Source organism: Streptomyces sp. RKAG290 (assembly GCF_023701695.1).
Taxonomy (GTDB): Bacteria; Actinomycetota; Actinomycetes; order Streptomycetales; family Streptomycetaceae; genus Streptomyces.
In genome coordinates, this window is sequence record NZ_JAJOZC010000001.1 from 5748914 (window position 1) to 5765358 (window position 16445).

The window sequence follows — 16445 nt, forward strand, 5'->3', positions numbered from 1 at the left end:
CAAAGGATGTTGAGCAGTCATCCGGAGCCAATTCGCTACCCGCAGGTAAGGTCTAGGCTCAAACCATGCGCCGAGCAAAAATTGTTTGCACCCTAGGACCCGCCACCGACACATACGACCAGATCAAGGCCCTGGTCGAAGCGGGAATGGATATCGCCCGCCTCAACCTCAGCCACGGCACCTACGCCGAACACGAAGAGCGCTACCACCGAGTACGCAAAGCATCCGACGAAGCCGGACGCAGCGTCGGAATCCTCGCCGACCTTCAAGGCCCGAAGATCCGCCTCGGACGCTTCCGCGAAGGCCCCGTACTCCTTGAACGCGGCGACCACTTCACCATCACCGTCGAACCCGTCGAAGGCGACCGCCACACCTGCGGCACCACCTACGAAGGCCTCAACACCGACGTCACCCCCGGCGAACGCATCCTCATCGACGACGGCCGCGTCACCCTCCAAGTCACCGAAGTCGACGGCCCCCGCGTCCACACCACCGTCATCGAAGGCGGCATGGTCTCCGACCACAAGGGACTCAACCTCCCCGGCGTCGCCGTCTCCGTCCCCGCCCTCTCCGAAAAAGACATCGAAGACCTCCGCTGGGCCCTGCGCACCGGCGCCGACATCATCGCCCTCTCCTTCGTACGCAGCGGAAGCGACATCGAACCCGTCCACCGCATCATGAACGAGGAAGGCCGCCGCCTCCCCGTCATCGCCAAGGTCGAAAAACCCCAGGCCGTCGAGAACATCGACGACATCGTCGCCGCCTTCGACGGCATCATGGTCGCCCGCGGCGACCTCGGCGTCGAAATGCCCCTGGAACAAGTGCCGATCGTCCAGAAACGCGCCATCAAACTCGCCAAGCGCAACGCCAAACCGGTCATCGTCGCCACCCAGATGCTCGACTCGATGATCGACAACTCCCGCCCCACCCGCGCCGAGGCCTCCGACGTCGCCAACGCCGTCATCGACGGCACGGACGCCGTCATGCTCTCCGGCGAGACCAGCGTCGGCAAATACCCCATCGAGACGGTCCGCACGATGTCCCGCATCGTCGAAGCCGCCGAGGAGGACATCCTCGCCAAGGGCCTCCCGCCGCTCACCGACCGCAACAAGCCGCGCACCCAGGGCGGCGCGGTCGCCCGCGCGGCAGCCGAGATGGGCGACTTCCTCGGTGCGAAGTTCCTGGTGGCCTTCACCCAGAGCGGCGACACGGTCAAGCGCCTCTCCCGCTACCGCTCACCCATCCCGCTCCTGGCCTTCACCCCGGACCCGGCCACCCGCTCCCAGCTGAACCTCACGTGGGGCGTGGAGACGTTCCTGGGTCCGCACGTGGACTCGACGGACGCGATGGTGGCGCAGGTCGACGAGGAACTGCTGAAGATCGGCCGCTGCCGCAAGGGCGACGTCGTGGTCATCACGGCCGGCTCCCCGCCCGGTGTAGCGGGCTCGACGAACCTGGTGCGGGTGCACCACATCGGCGAGGACGACAGCCCGAAGTAGGGGGCTGGCTCAGTATTTCGGCCCGACGTGTGCATCCATGAGGGCTACGGATGCCCGTCGGGCAACGGAGATGTTCCTGCTGTTGGCTTGCTTCCACTCAACCCCTACCTGGTCGAGCGCGCTGGTGAAGAGTCCCAGGATGTCGGCCGACAGGTTGGTGAAGAAGTAGCGGGCGTACTCATATCGTCTGGGCTCGCCACCGACGAGTCGTGTGGTCCAGTTGATGATCCGGCAGCCGTCGGAGTGGATGAGGCCCCGAATGAACTCCCAAGGGTGGGCTTGGACAATCTTCTGCTGCCAGAGTTCAAGAGCGATCCTGCGGTCGTGCTTCTTGCCGGGTCCGTGCTGGGGAAGAAGCAAGGCCAGTGCTTGCTGGTGCATGTGACGTACTGACAGCCCGGACTTCGCACCAGGCACACCTTGTTGGCCGGTCGCGCGATCTGTACGGCTTCGACGCAGGCCTCAATGAGCCCCGGCCAGGCGTCGGCGCATGCGATGCGAAGTGAGTACACCCCTCGCTTGTTCGCACTGATGCAGCCGTCGCCGAGGTAGAGGCCGAGCAGATACGAGTATGCGGCTGGGGCATCGGGGGGCCTGGACGCTTCGCCACACCGAGGGCATTCGGAACCGCGCTTGTATCCGAGTGGCTCTATTCGTTCGAGCCAGGAGCGGATGGCAGCTCGGGAAATTCCGGTTTGCGTACTTACGGAGTTCTGGCTGAAGCCCTGATCGAGCAGGCTCAGCGCATGCTTGCGTGTTTCAAGGTCGTACACATGGCCGAGCTTGGGCGGATCTTCGCGTTCGGGGGCGAGAACGGTCCAGCAGTCACACGATCACGTGAATCTGCGTCGATTCTCTGCGACCTTGAAATCAAAGGAAAGGTGCCCCAGGTGGGATTCGAACCCACACTTTCGGCTGTTTGAGAGCCGCCTCTCTAACCAGTTGGAGTACTGGGGCCTTAGAAAGGAAGGGCTAGAAGCGCCCCGCGTAGTGACACCATACCGTAGCTAGGTAGGCTCATGGAGAGCCGTATGCCCTGAACGAGGAGCCCCGTGACCACCCCCGAGTCGCCCCAGCCCGCCGCCGACGACGACAAGTCGCACGTCCCGCCGCTGACGACCCGCGTCGTCATCGCAGAGGACGAGGCGCTCATCCGCCTCGACCTCAAAGAGATGCTGGAGGAAGAGGGCTACGCGGTCGTCGGTGAGGCCGGGGACGGGCAGCAGGCTGTCGAGCTTGCCCGGGAGCACAAGCCGGACCTGGTCATCCTCGATGTGAAGATGCCGATCCTCGACGGCATCTCCGCCGCCGAGAAGATCGCCGAGGAGTCCATCGCGCCGGTCCTGATGCTCACCGCGTTCTCGCAGCGCGACCTCGTCGAGCGGGCCCGGGACGCCGGGGCGATGGCGTACCTGGTGAAGCCGTTCAGCAAGAGCGACGTGGTGCCGGCCATCGAGATGGCGGTGTCGCGGTTCGCGGAGCTGAAGGCGCTGGAGGGCGAGGTCGCGGACCTTGCGCAGCGGCTGGAGACGCGGAAGCTGGTGGACCGGGCGAAGAGCATTCTGCAGACGGACTACGGCCTGTCCGAGCCTGCCGCGTTCCGGTGGATCCAGAAGACGTCGATGGACCGGCGGCTGTCGATGCAGCAGCTCGCCGAGGCGCTGATCGAGGACGCCGAGGAGAAGAAGCGGGCGGCGGAGTAAGCGCTCCCGCTCGCGTACGGAAAAGGCCCGCGTCCCGGACATCCGGGGCGCGGGCCTTGTTCGTGCGGGTTCAGTCCTCGCCGAGGTAGGCCTTGCGGACCGACTCGTCGTGGAGGAGGTCTGCTCCGGTGCCGGAGAGGACGATCTTGCCGACCTCCATGACGTGGCCGTGGTCGGCCAGGGAGAGCGCGGCCTGGGCGTTCTGCTCGACGAGCAGGATGGTGGTGCCCTGGGCCTTGAGCTCGACGATGGTCTCCATGATCTTCTGCATCATGATCGGGGAGAGGCCCATGGAGGGTTCGTCGAGCATCAGGAGCTTGGGCTGGCACATGAGGGCCCTGCCCATGGCGAGCATCTGCTGTTCGCCGCCCGAGAGGGTGCCGGCGGCCTGTTTGCGGCGTTCCCCGAGGATGGGGAAGAGGTCGTAGGCGCGCTTGATGTCCTTCTCGATGCCTGCCTTGTCGCTGCGGAGGTAGGCGCCGAGCTGGAGGTTCTCGGTGATCGTCAGCCGGGGAAGATGTGGCGGCCCTCGGGGGAGTGGGCGAGGCCGAGGGCGACGATCTTGTGGGCGGGGATGCCGGTGAGTGGCTTGCCCTCGAAGAGGATGCGGCCGGCGAGCGGCTTGAGCAGTCCGGAGAGGGTGCGCAGGGTGGTGGTCTTGCCCGCACCGTTGGTGCCGATCAGGGTGACGACCTGGCCGGCTTCGACGCTGAAGGAGATGCCTTTGACGGCTTCGATCTTGCCGTAGGCGACGCGGAGGTCCTCGACCTCTAGCAGTGCGGTCATCGGGTGTCCTCCTCCTCGGTGTGGGTGGTGTCGGTGGTGCGTACGGCGGTTTTGGTGGTGCCGGCTTCGGCGGCTTCGACCTCGGCGAGTTCTTCGGCGCCGGGGGCGCCTTCGAAGGGGGTGCCGAGGTAGGCGGCGACGACGCGTTCGTCGCTCTGGACGACGTCGGAGGTGCCTTCGACGAGTTTTTCGCCTTGGACGAGTACGGCGACGCGGTCGCAGAGGTTGAAGATGAAGCGCATGTCGTGCTCGATGACGAGTACGGCGATGCCCTGGTCGCGGATGGCGAAGATGAGTTCTTCGGTGACGCGGGTTTCCTGCGGGTTCATGCCGGCGGTGGGCTCGTCCAGGAGGAGGAGGCCGGGGTCGCTGGCGAGCGCGCGGGCGATTTCGAGCTTGCGCTGGTCTCCGTAGGGGAGGTTGCGCGCGAGGTGGTCGGCCTTGTCCTGGAGTCCGATGAACTCGAGGAGTTCCATGGCGCGTTCGCGGCTGGCGTTTTCTGCCTTGGTGAAGCCGGGGAGGCGCAGGAGGGCGGACCAGAGGCCTTCTTTGGTCCTGGTGTGGCGTCCGACGAGGACGTTTTCCAGGACGGTCATGTTGGCGAAGAGCCGGATGTTCTGGAAGGTGCGGGCGATGCCTGCCTGGGTGACGAGGTGGGGCTTGGGTGGCAGGACGGTGCCTTTGTAGCTGACCTTGCCCTCGGTGGGGACGTAGAGGCCGGTGAGGCAGTTGAAGAAGGTGGTTTTGCCGGCGCCGTTGGGGCCGATGAGGCCGACGATTTCGCCTGCGTTGACCGTGAGGTCGACGTTGTGGACGGCGGTGAGGCCGCCGAATCGCATGGTGACGCCGCTGGCGTCGAGCACGGGGGTGCCGGTGTTCGTGGTGGTGGTCATGGTGGTCACGCCCCCGCCTTGGCGATGCCGGCGTCGACGTCGTCGGATTTGCGGGGTTCCGGTACGTCGAGCTGGTCGGTCTCGTGGAATTCGAGCTGCTTCCTGCGGTCGGCGACCAGTCCTTCGGGGCGCAGGCGCATCAGGAGGATGAGTGCGATGCCGAAGAGGAAGAGCTGGTAGTCCTGCATGAACTGGAGTTTCTGCGGGATGAGGTAGAGCAGTGCGGCGCCGACGAGGGGTCCGCTGAGGGTTCCCATGCCGCCGAGGATGACGGCGGCGAGGAGGAATGCGGAGTTGGGGGGTACGGAGCCGGCGAACTGGTACTGCTCTGGTGTCACGGTGTAGTTGACGTGTGACTGTACGGTTCCGGCGAGTCCGGCGAGGGTGGCGCCGAGGGCGAAGGCGAGCAGTTTGAGCCGGAAGGCGTTGATGCCCATGGCGGTGGCTGCGGTTTCGTCTTCGCGGATGGCGACCCAGGCGCGGCCGATGCGGGATTCTCCGGAGCGGCGGAAGACGAGGACGACGACGGCGGTGAAGACGAGCATGAGCAGGTAGTAGTTGGCTGACCTGCCGAGGGTGAAGCCGCCGATGTCGTGCTTGAGTCCGAAGTCGAATCCGAAGAGGTTGAGGTCGGGGATGCTGGGGATGCCCTGGGAGCCGTTGGTGAGGTCGGGTCCGCTGTTGCCGTTGAGGTTGTTCACGGTGAGGCGGAAGATTTCACCGAAGCCGAGGGTGACGATGGCGAGGTAGTCGCCGCGTAGTCGCAGGGTTGGTGCGCCGATGAGGACGCCGAAGACGAGTGAGGCTCCTGCGCCGGTGAGGACGGCGGCCCAGAAGGGGAATTCGACTCCGATGGCCGACATGGTGGAGCCGGAGACCAGGGCGGCGGCGTAGGCGCCGACGCCGAGGAAGGCGACGTATCCGAGGTCGAGGAGGCCGGCGAGGCCGACGACGACGTTGAGGCCGAGTGCGACGGTCGCGAAGATGAGGATGTTGGCGCCGATGAGCGCGTATGCCTCTTTTTGCTGGGTGAAGGGGAAGCAGACGGCTGCGACGAGTGCGGCGGCGAGGGTGATGTTGCGGTGTTTCGCGGTCAGCGCGGTGATGCGGGAGATGAGTCCGGCGCGGTTCAGTGCGGTGAAGGCGAAGGCGACGGTGATGAGGAAGCCGATGAAGAGTTCGGCGTAGTCGGTGTCGACGCCGTAGACGAAGATGTAGAGGCCGATGCCGAAGGCTACGGCGATGGTGAGGATTTCGGCCCAGGCGGGGAGTGGTGCTGCGCGGCGGGGGGCCGGGGCGGCGAGGCCGTTGCGGAAGTGTTCCCAGCGTGTGGTGGGTATTCCGGTGTCGGGGAGGTGTTGGTCGGCGGGGAGTCCGTGTGCGGCGATGACGGCGATGAGTGAGCCGATGCCGCTGACCCAGGCGCCGGGTTCGAGGTTGACGACGCCGCCGAGGTCGTAGGTGATGGCGCCGATGGTGTAGGCGGTGACGCCGAAGGTGCCGAGTGCCAGGAGGCGGACGGGGCTGTTGGTGCCGCCGGGGGTGAGCCAGTTGAGGCCGCGGATGCCGTACCCGGAGAGGGTGAGGAGCAGGGTGAGTGCGGCGCTGATGAGGGTGAGGACCTGGAGTCCGCCGGGGTAGCCGGTGACGGTGAGGTCGCCGGGGAATTGGTTGGTCCAGGTCCAGGCGAGGAAGGTGCCGGCGAGTGCGAGGGCTGCGCCTGCGGTGGTGGCGATGCGGGCCAGGGGGCGGGCATCGGGAGCAGGGCGGGTGCGGGGGGCGTGGTGGTGTGGTTGGTGGTCATCCGTATCACGCCCGATCCGCGACGCGTTCGCCGAGCAGGCCCTGGGGGCGGAGGAGGAGGACGATGATGAGGAGGACGAAGGCCCATACGTCCTTCCAGGCGCCGCCGCCGAAGAGTTCCATGCCGGGGACGTCGCTCATGTAGCCGGTGGCGAGTGATTCGGCGATGCCGAGGACTACGCCGCCGAGCATGGCGCCGTAGATGTTGCCGATTCCGCCGAGTACGGCTGCGGTGAAGGCTTTGAGGCCCATGATGAAGCCCATTTTGAAGCCGATCTGGCCGTTTTTGAGCCCGTAGGCGACGGCGGCGACGGCGGCGAACGCGGCACCGATGGCGAAGGCCATGACGATGATGCGGTCGGTGTTGATGCCCATGAGCTTGGCGGTGTCGGGGTCCTGGCTGGTGGCTTGCATGCCGCGGCCGGCGCGGGTCTTGGAGACGAAGAGGCCGAGGGCGATCATGCAGAGGGGTGCGGTGATGAGGACGAAGACGTCACCGCGTTGGATGTGGGCGCCGAAGATGTCGATCGCTTCGCCCTTGAACTGGGGGAAGGAGCGGTCCTTCTTGGCGTCGGGGTACCACTTCCAGATGGCTTGCTGGAGTGCGAGGGAGAGGCCGATCGCGGTGATGAGGGGGGCGAGTCGGGGTGCGTTGCGCAGGGGCCGGTAGGCGAAGCGCTCGGCGGCGGTGCTGATGGCGACGGAGCATATGACGCCGCCGATGATCATGAGGGGGATGATTGCGAGGAGGTTTGAGCCGGCCGGCATCCAGAGGTACACGGTGAGTGCTCCGAAGCCTCCGATCATGAAGATCTCGCCGTGGGCGAAGTTGATGAGCTGGATGATTCCGTAGACCATCGTGTAACCGATCGCGATGAGTCCGTACATCGCGCCGAGGATGAGTCCATTGGCCAGCTGTTGCGGCAGTTCGTGCACCGCAGGGCCTCCGTGGAGTGGTTCGGATATGGCACCGCGCGGGAGCGCTCGTAGCGCTCCCGCGCGGTCTGGTGTCAGTCGTTACGTGACCGGGAGCTTGTTACGGCTTGTAGGCCTCGCTGAGCTTGGACGTCCACTTTCCGCCGTTGACCTGGTAGGCGGTCATCATGGTGTTGGTGGTGTCGCCGAATTCGTCGAAGGAGACGGGGCCGGTGACGCCGTCGAACTTGACCTTGCTCATTGCGGCGAGGACCTTGGCGCGGGAGTCGTCGGGGAGCTTGCCGTCGTTGGCGGCGACGACTGCCTTGACGGCCTCGATGATGGACCAGGTGGCGTCGTAGGTGCCGCCGCCGTAGGCCTCGTAGGCGTCCTTGTAGCCGGCGGTCTTGTAGTCCGCGATGAACTTCTTGGCGGAGTCGAGTTCTTCGACGGGCTTGCCGACGGAGGTGGCGATGTCGCCCTGGGCCTTCTTGTTGAGCTTGATGAAGTCGGCGCTGTACATGCCGTCGCCGCCCATGAGGGGGATCTTGACGCTGTCCTTGAGCTGCTGGCTCAGGGGGGCGCCGGCGGGGTATTCGCCGCCGTAGTAGACGGCCTTGGCGCCGGACTTCTTGACCTTGGAGACGACGGCGTTGAAGTCGCGGTCGTCGGGGTTGACGTGGTCGGAGCCGGCGATCTTGCCGCCGAGTCCGGTGAACGTCGCCTTGAAGGAGGCTGCGAGACCGGCGCCGTAGGGCTTCTGGTCGTCGATGAGGTAGACCTGCTTGATCTTCGCGTTGTTGTACAGGTACTTCGCGGCGAAGGCGCCCTGGATCTGGTCCGTGGTGGCGGTGCGGAAGTAGGTCTTGAAGGGGCGCTTCTTGTCGCCGGTCTTCCAGTTCTCGCCCTGGGTCAGTTCGGTGCCCGTGTTGGCGGGGGAGATCTGGGTGAGGCTGGCGTCGTTGAGCGGCTTCTGCATCGACTGGGAGACGCCGGAGTTCAGGGGGCCGACGACGCCGAGGACGGTGTCGTCGTCGATGAACGTCTGGGCGTTCTGCTGGCCGACGGAGGGCTGTGCCTGGTCGTCGAGGGGCTTGACGACGAATTTGATGCCGGGGACGGTCTTGGCCTTGTTCGCCGTCTTGGCGGCGAGGTCGGCGGAGTTCTTGATGCCGAGGCCGAGGGCGGACAGGTCACCCGTGATGGGGGCGTCGACGCCGATGACGACGGTCTGGGTGCCGCCGCTGTCGCTGCTCTTTTTGTCGTCGTCGCGCGACCCGCAAGCGGTGAGTGTCAGTGCTCCTGTGGTGAGCACTGTGGTGAGGATGAGCAAAGAACGGTGTCGCACGAAAAGTCCTTTCCCTGGCGCGGCCTCCTCTGCTTGAGGTGCCGTGTCGTTCGCCGGGCCGTACTGATTGGTACAGGGCCGTGCTGCAGACGCGCCCGGCGGCGCGGTGACTGGCGGTGACTCTAAGGGCAGGGGCGGGGGTCGGGGATGGGTCAGCCGCATGATGTGACTGTCTTGTTATGCCTTTGAGGAAGGCTTGAGGTGGCTGTGCCGACATGTACGGCTTTTTCCTGGACCGTGAAGTGACCGCATGGTGAGAACGCGCAGCTCTGCCCGTGACCTTGTGGTGATCTTGTCGGTGTCGCGTGTGGGGGGTGCCGGAGGGTGTGTGGAGGCACGGCTGGGGGCCCGGTGCCTGCGGGGCCGGGTGTTATGTGCGGTTCGGGGCGGGCGCATATTGCGCGGGTGTTACGCAGTGTTACGCCGGGGGTGGTGTGGTCGACGCGGTGTGGTGGGTGCGCAGGCGTGGCGTGGGTGGTGAGTGGGCCACAGGGTGGCCTGTGTGGTCAAGGTTGTTGGCCGGTGTGGTTGTGCAAGTTCGGTGTGTGCGGCTGTGGTTGTGGGGGATATGGCGCTGCCCGGCAGGATTTGGGGTCCGGCCGGGCAGGGGGTGGGGCGGGGTGTCGCGGGGTCAGGAGGCGTCGTTCTTGGGGGCGTCGCGCAGGAGGCAGGTGAGGCGGGCGGTGCAGACGCGCTTGTCCTGTTCGTCGGTGATGACGATCTCGTACGTGGCGGTGGTGCGGCCGCGGTGTACGGGGGTGGCGACGCCGGTGACGAGGCCGCTTCGTACCCCTCGGTGATGGGTGCAGTTCAGGTCGACGCCGACGGCGAGTTTGGTGGCGCCGCCGTGGAGCATGGTGCCGACGGAGCCGAGGGTCTCGGCGAGGACGGCGGAGGCGCCGCCGTGCAGGAGTCCGTAGGGCTGGGTGTTGCCTTCGACGGGCATGGTGGCGACGACGCGGTCCGCGGAGGCCTCGATGATCCGGACGCCCATGCGTTCGCCGAGGTGGCCGGCGGAGAAGAGGGCGGGGAGGTCGACGCCGAGGGCGGCGTACTCGTCGATGGTCTCCTGGGGGAACTTGGGTGCGGTGTGCTCGCCCATGGGGTCGGGCTCCGTCTCTGTGCGGTGTTCCGTTGCTGTGTGCGTTGTTCTTATCAGACGGCTGAGCGGACGCTTAGGGTGCGCTCGGCGCGGGGTGCCGGCCGGGGGTGTCAGCGCATGTTCTCGAACCGTACGACGACGGATTTGCTGGCGGGGGTGTTGCTGGTGTCGGCGGTGGAGCCGAGGGGGACCAGGACGTTGGTCTCGGGGTAGTAGGCGGCGGCGCAGCCCCGGGCGGTGGGGTAGTGCACGACGCGGAAGCCGTCGGCGCGTCGTTCGACGCCGTCCTTCCATTCGCTGACGAGGTCGGCGTAGGTGCCGTCGGCGAGGCCGAGGGCGGCGGCGTCGTCGGGGTTGACGAGGACGACGCGGCGGCCGCCCTTGATGCCGCGGTAGCGGTCGTCGAGGCCGTAGATGGTGGTGTTGTACTGGTCGTGGGAGCGCAGGGTCTGGAGCAGCAGCCGGCCTTCGGGGAGTGCGGGGAACTCGATGGGGGCGGCGGTGAAGTTGGCCTTGCCGGTGGCGGTGGGGAAGCGGCGGGAGTCGCGGGGTGCGTGGGGGAGGGTGAATCCGCCGGGGTGGGCGACGCGTGCGTTGAAGTCCTCGAAGCCGGGGACGACGCGGGATATGCGGTCGCGGATGGTCGCGTAGTCCTTCTCGAACTCCTCCCAGGGGGTGGTGGAGGCGGGTCCGAGTACGGCGCGGGCGAGGCGGGCGACGATGGCGGGTTCGGAGAGCAGGTGGGGGCTTGCGGGGGTGAGGTTGCCGCGGGAGGCGTGCACCATGCTCATGGAGTCCTCGACGGTGACGAACTGCTTGCCGCCTGCCTGGACGTCCTTGTCGGTGCGGCCCAGGGTGGGCAGGATCAGCGCCCGGGTGCCGGTGACGGCGTGGGAGCGGTTGACCTTCGTGGAGACGTGCACGGTGAGGCGGGCGTTGCGCATGGCGGCTTCGGTGACGTCGGTGTCGGGGGTGGCGGCGACGAAGTTGCCGCCCATGGCGAAGAAGACCTTGGCGTCGCCGTCGCGCAGTGCCTCGATGGAGCGGACCACGTCGTAGCCGTGGTGGCGCGGTGAGGTGATCTTGAATTCCTTGTCGAGGGCGTCGAGGAAGGCGGCTGCGGGCCGCTCGAATATGCCCATGGTGCGGTCGCCCTGGACGTTGGAGTGGCCGCGGACGGGGCAGACTCCGGCGCCGGTGCGGCCGATGTTGCCGCGCAGCAGGAGGAAGTTGACGACTTCGCGGATGGTCGGCACGGAGTGTTTGTGCTGGGTGAGGCCCATGGCCCAGCACACGACGGTGCGCTTCGACGCGAGGACCATGGCGAGGGCTTCTTCGATGGCGGCGCGGTCGAGGCCGGTGGCGGTGAGGGTCTGTTCCCAGTCGGCTTCGGCTGCCGCTGCGGCGAACTCCTCGTAGCCGTGGGTGTGTTCGGCGACGAAGGTCTCGTCGACGGCGCCCTCGGTCTGCAGGATCATTTTGTTGAGGAGCCGGAAGAGGGCCTGGTCGCCGCCGATGCGGATCTGCAGGAAGAGGTCGTTGAGGGCGGTGCCCTTGACCATGCCGAGCGGGGTCTGCGGGTTCTTGAAGCGTTCGAGTCCGGCCTCGGGCAGCGGGTTCACCGAAATGATCTTCGCGCCGGCGGACTTGGCCTTCTCCAGGGCGGAGAGCATCCGGGGGTGGTTGGTGCCGGGGTTCTGTCCGGCGACGATGATCAGGTCGGCCTGGTGCAGGTCCTCCAGGGAGACGGAGCCCTTGCCTATGCCGATGGTTTCGTTGAGTGCCGAGCCGGAGGACTCGTGGCACATGTTGGAGCAGTCGGGGAGGTTGTTGGTGCCGTATTCGCGGGCGAACAGCTGGAGCAGGAACGCGGCTTCGTTGCTGGTGCGTCCGGAGGTGTAGAAGAGGGCCTCGTCGGGGGAGCCGAGGGCGTGGAGCTCCTCGGCGATGATGTCGAAGGCGCGCTCCCAGGTGACGGCCTCGTAGCGGTCGGCTCCTTCGGGCAGGTACACCGGTTGCGTGATGCGGCCCTGCTGGCCGAGCCAGTAGCCGCTGCGGGTGGCGAGGTCGGCGACCGGGTGCGCGGCGAAGAAGTCCGGGGTGACGCGGCGCAGTGTCGCTTCCTCGGCGACGGCCTTGGCGCCGTTCTCGCAGAATTCCGCCGTGTGGCGCTTGTCGCCCTCGGGCCAGGCGCAGCCGGGGCAGTCGAAGCCGTCCTTCTGGTTGACCTTGAGGAGGGTCTGCGCGGTGCGGCGCATGCCCATCTGCTGCTGGGCGATGCGCAGGCTGTGGGCGACGGCGGGCAGCCCGGCGGCGGCGTGCTGGGCCGGTTCGACCTGCGGTGCGTCCTGGACCGGGTCACCTGTGGGCGGCTTGGTGGCCATCGTGCTCCCCTTCGAGCCTGCCGCGGGCCCGCGCGGGCCCGCTGTGCGTGTTTCCTTGCCCGTCGATCCTGGCACGCGGCGGGTGCGGTCCACCGGGCGAGGCGGTGCCGGTCCGGATTGTCAGTGGTACGTGGCAGGATCGGGGTGTGGCTGAGACGGCATCGAAGAAGACGGCAGACAACCGACCGCGCCTGCTCCTGATGGACGGGCACTCCCTGGCGTACCGGGCGTTCTTTGCGCTGCCTGCGGAGAATTTCACGACCGGGGCGGGGCAGCCGACGAACGCGGTGTACGGCTTCGCGTCGATGCTGGCGAACACGTTGCGTGATGAGGCGCCTACGCATTTCGCGGTGGCGTTCGACGTGTCCCGCAAGACGTGGCGCTCGGAGGAGTTCCCCGAGTACAAGGCGAACCGGTCGAAGACGCCGGACGAGTTCAAGGGCCAGGTCGAGCTGATCGGGGAGCTGCTCGACGCGATGCACGCCGACCGTTTCGCGGTCGACGGCTTCGAGGCGGACGACGTCATCGCGACGCTGGCCACGCAGGCGGAGGCGGCCGGGTTCGAGGTGCTGATCGTCACGGGTGACCGGGACTCCTTCCAGCTGATCTCGGACAACGTGACGGTGCTGTACCCGACCAAGGGTGTGTCGGAGCTGACGCGTTTCACTCCGGCGAAGGTCGAGGAGAAGTACGGGCTCACCCCGCAGCAGTACCCGGACTTCGCGGCGCTGCGCGGTGACCCGTCGGACAATCTTCCGGGCATTCCCGGGGTCGGTGAGAAGACGGCCGCGAAGTGGATCAACCAGTTCGGTTCGTTCGACGAGCTGGTGGCGCGGGCCGAGGAGGTCAAGGGCAAGGCGGGGCAGAATTTCCGCGACCACCTGGACGCGGTGCGGCTGAACCGGCGGCTGACCGAGATGGTCCGTGACGTGGCGCTGCCGAAGACCGCCGCTGATCTGGAGCGGGCTCCGTACGACCGGTCGGCGGTCACCGGGGTGCTGGATGTGCTGGAGATCCGCAATCCGAGCCTGCGGGAGCGGCTGCTGGCCGTGGACCCGGGTGCGGTCGAGGACGAGGCCCCGGCGCCGGCCGCGGGCATCGAGCTGGACGGTTCGGTGCTGGGCGCCGGCCAGGTCGCCCCGTGGCTTGCCGAGCACGGCGGGCAGCCGCTCGGAGTCGCCACGGTCGACACCTGGGCGCTCGGCAGCGGCACGGTCACCGAGATCGCGCTCGCCGCGGCCGGCGGGGCGGCCGCGTGGTTCGACCCGGCGCAGCTCGACGAGGCCGACGAGCAGGCGTTCGCGGCCTGGATCGCGGACGCGGGGCGGCCGAAGGTCATGCACAACGCGAAGAGCGTGATGCGGGTCTTCCCGGAGCACGGCTGGCAGACCCACGGCGTCTCGATGGACACCGCGCTCGCCGCCTACCTGGTCAAGCCGGGCCGGCGTTCCTTCGCGCTGGACGCCCTGGCCGTGGAGTACCTGGGCCGGGAGCTGGCCCCGGCGGCCGCGTCCGACGGGCAGCTGGCCTTCGGCGCGGACGACCAGGCAGAGGCCGACGCCCTGATGGCGCAGGCCCGCGCGGTCCTGGATCTCGGTGACGCGTTCACGACGCGGCTGAAGGAGGTCGGTGCCGCCGAGCTGCTGCACGACATGGAGCTGCCGACGTCCATCCTGCTGGCCCGCCTGGAGCGGCACGGCATCGCGGCCGACCGGGCCCATCTGGAGGGCATGGAACAGCAGTTCGCGGGCGCGGTGCAGCAGGCGGTCAAGGAGGCGCACGCCGCGGTGGGCCGCGAGTTCAACCTCGGCTCGCCCAAGCAGCTTCAGGAAGTGCTCTTCGGGGAGCTGGGTCTGCCGAAGACGAAGAAGACGAAGACCGGTTTCACCACGGATGCCGACGCCCTGGCCTGGCTGGCCGCCCAGACCGAGCACGAGCTGCCGGTCATCATGCTGCGCCACCGCGAGCAGGCGAAGCTCCGGGTGACGGTCGAGGGCCTCGTCAAGGCGGTCGCGGCGGACGGCCGTATCCACACCACGTTCAACCAGACGGTGGCGGCGACCGGCCGGCTCTCCTCGACCGACCCCAATCTGCAGAACATCCCCGTCCGTACGGACGAGGGCCGGGCGATCCGCCGCGGCTTCGTCGTCGGCGAGGGCTTCGAGACGCTGATGACGGCGGACTACAGCCAGATCGAACTGCGTGTGATGGCGCACCTCTCCGAGGACGCGGGCCTCATCGAGGCGTTCACCTCCGGTGAGGACCTGCACACCACGGTCGCCTCGCAGGTCTTCGGCGTCGACAAGGGGTCCGTCGACCCGGAGATGCGGCGCAAGATCAAGGCCATGAGCTACGGGCTCGCGTACGGGCTGTCCGCGTTCGGTCTCTCCCAGCAGCTGAACATCGAGGCGGGCGAGGCCCGGGGCCTGATGGACACGTACTTCGAGCGGTTCGGCGGAGTCCGTGACTATCTGCGCCGGGTGGTGGAGGAGGCCAGGGCCACCGGGTACACGGAGACGGTCTTCGGCCGTCGCCGCTACCTGCCGGACCTGAACAGCGACAACCGCCAGCGCCGGGAGACGGCCGAGCGGATGGCGCTCAACGCGCCGATCCAGGGCACGGCCGCGGACATCGTCAAGGTCGCGATGCTGCACGTCGACCGGGCGCTCACCGAGGCGAAGCTGACCTCACGGATGCTGCTCCAGGTGCACGACGAAATCGTGCTGGAGATCGCCGCGGGTGAGCGGGAGCAGGTCGAGCGGATCCTGCGGCACGAGATGGCGACGGCGGTGCAGCTGCGGGCGCCGCTGGACGTGTCGGTCGGTGTCGGCACCGACTGGGAGTCCGCCGCGCACTGAGCCGCGCCGGCTGTGCGAGCCGTGCGGGGTCACACCATGTGGAGTCGCGTCGGGCCGCACCTGGCGGTGCGGCGTCGCAACGGGTTGCCCCGCACCGGACCGCGCGGTGCCGGTCCCACCGGACCGCGCGTGTGCCGGTCCCACCGGGCCGCGCGTGCGTGACGTCCCACCGGGCCGCGTGCGGGGGCGGGTTCGCGGTACCTCGTACAGGCGGCCTCGTGGTACCTCGTCCTCAGTCGCCGGGCGGGCTCGCCTCGCGGGTCCGCCCGGCGACGGGGAGCGGCGGTGCGCCGGCGCCGCGGCCGGGGAGCCGCATCCACACCCCGTACAGCACCAGACCCACCGCGAGCCCGGCCCCCGCGCCGAAGCACGCGGTCGGGATGATGTCGAGCGGTGTGTCGACGTGCCCGAAGTAGGCGTACCGGCGCGCGCACCGGTGAACGAGGCCCAGCAGTACGCACAGCCCGATGACGCCGACCGCGTACCACCGCGCCCGGCGGCCCAGCACCGGTACGGACGACGGCGCCGGCTGCGCGCCGGTGTGTCGCAGCGCCGACACGGTGAACCACGCCAGTGCCGTCAGCGCCAGCGCCGAACTGCCGTACTGCACCAGCTGGAACACCGGGAATCCGCCGGCGTCTCGTCCGAGCACCGGCACCAGCCGCACTCCCCACCGGTCGTGGTGGGTGAACGCGTCCCAGACGACGTGCGTACCGGCCCCGATCACCGCCGACACCACGAACCACGCCCCGTCCCGGACCCCCCATGGCCCCCGCTCCGGAGCCCGGCGGGCTCCCCGCACCAGGGCGTGGACGCGCCCCTGCCGGCTCCGCGGCAGCAGCGCCACGAGTGGTTCCCGCAGCAGCAGCCACAGCGCCACCGTCGCCGCGGTGATCAGTACGTCGACCGTGAACACCCCCCACACCGCGTGCGTGACCTGCCCGAACTCCATGGCGCCCGGAATGGCCGTGTCCGCGAAGTACGTCATGTCGGGGGCGAACGAACCGGCGACGAGCGCTGCCGCGACGAGCTGCCCGCGAGCGGTTCCGTCGCGGCGGATGCCGGGCAGGACGGCGGCGGCGTGACTGAGTGTGAACGGCATGGTGGAAGTATGTGTGAGCCTCCGTCACGGCCGCGTCACCAGTTGGACGACT

Annotated in this window: 9 protein-coding genes, 1 tRNA gene and 3 pseudogenes; 3 read left to right on the forward strand and 10 right to left on the reverse strand. The window is 67.9% G+C overall.

Features of this window, described 5'->3' with window-relative positions; all coding sequences use genetic code 11:
- Positions 1-65 precede the first annotated feature (65 nt).
- Positions 66-1499 carry a pyruvate kinase gene (gene pyk, locus LNW71_RS25330; RefSeq protein WP_250970339.1) on the forward strand — a complete coding sequence of 478 codons (1434 nt, stop codon included), beginning with the start codon at positions 66-68 and terminating at the stop codon, positions 1497-1499.
- Between the two features lie 9 nt (positions 1500-1508).
- Here the strand turns inward: pyk and LNW71_RS25335 are convergent.
- Both LNW71_RS25335 and LNW71_RS25340 read right to left on the reverse strand, forming a co-directional pair.
- Positions 1509-2272 (reverse strand): annotated as a pseudogene (locus tag LNW71_RS25335) (transcriptional regulator).
- 109 nt (positions 2273-2381) lie between these two features.
- A tRNA-Leu gene (locus LNW71_RS25340) sits at positions 2382-2456 on the reverse strand.
- Positions 2457-2551: 95 nt separating this feature from the next.
- Between LNW71_RS25340 and LNW71_RS25345 the strand changes: the two genes are divergently transcribed.
- Positions 2552-3202 (forward strand): ANTAR domain-containing response regulator, encoded by a 651-nt coding sequence (locus LNW71_RS25345; RefSeq protein WP_250970340.1) that lies wholly within the window; start codon positions 2552-2554, stop codon positions 3200-3202.
- Between the two features lie 70 nt (positions 3203-3272).
- Here LNW71_RS25345 and LNW71_RS25350 read toward each other — a convergent pair.
- From LNW71_RS25350 to LNW71_RS25380, 7 genes and pseudogenes are all read right to left on the reverse strand, one after another.
- Positions 3273-3988 (reverse strand): annotated as a pseudogene (locus tag LNW71_RS25350) (ABC transporter ATP-binding protein).
- Complete coding sequence (locus tag LNW71_RS25355; RefSeq protein ID WP_250972141.1) at positions 3985-4881, reverse strand: ABC transporter ATP-binding protein; 897 nt, start codon at positions 4879-4881, stop codon at positions 3985-3987. Before LNW71_RS25355 ends, LNW71_RS25350 begins: the two are co-directional and overlap by 4 nt.
- A 5-nt stretch (positions 4882-4886) precedes the next feature.
- Positions 4887-6685, reverse strand: a pseudogene (locus tag LNW71_RS25360) (branched-chain amino acid ABC transporter permease).
- A gap of 5 nt (positions 6686-6690) precedes the next feature.
- On the reverse strand, positions 6691-7620 hold the full coding sequence (locus LNW71_RS25365) for a branched-chain amino acid ABC transporter permease (protein ID WP_250970341.1): 930 nt from the start codon (positions 7618-7620) through the stop codon (positions 6691-6693).
- Positions 7621-7720: 100 nt separating this feature from the next.
- On the reverse strand, positions 7721-8932 hold the full coding sequence (locus LNW71_RS25370; protein ID WP_250972142.1) for a branched-chain amino acid ABC transporter substrate-binding protein: 1212 nt from the start codon (positions 8930-8932) through the stop codon (positions 7721-7723).
- A 646-nt stretch (positions 8933-9578) separates the two neighbouring features.
- Entirely contained in the window at positions 9579-10049 is a 471-nt protein-coding gene (locus LNW71_RS25375; protein WP_250970342.1) for a hotdog fold thioesterase, read from the reverse strand.
- Positions 10050-10159: 110 nt separating this feature from the next.
- Positions 10160-12433 carry an FdhF/YdeP family oxidoreductase gene (locus LNW71_RS25380; protein ID WP_250970343.1) on the reverse strand — a complete coding sequence of 758 codons (2274 nt, stop codon included), beginning with the start codon at positions 12431-12433 and terminating at the stop codon, positions 10160-10162.
- 146 nt (positions 12434-12579) lie between these two features.
- Between LNW71_RS25380 and polA the strand changes: the two genes are divergently transcribed.
- On the forward strand, positions 12580-15291 hold the full coding sequence (gene polA, locus LNW71_RS25385) for a DNA polymerase I (RefSeq protein ID WP_250970344.1): 2712 nt from the start codon (positions 12580-12582) through the stop codon (positions 15289-15291).
- Positions 15292-15523: 232 nt separating this feature from the next.
- On the opposite strand, the gene LNW71_RS25390 is transcribed toward polA, so the two are convergent.
- Complete coding sequence (locus LNW71_RS25390; RefSeq protein ID WP_250970345.1) at positions 15524-16393, reverse strand: DUF4184 family protein; 870 nt, start codon at positions 16391-16393, stop codon at positions 15524-15526.
- Positions 16394-16445 lie beyond the last annotated feature (52 nt).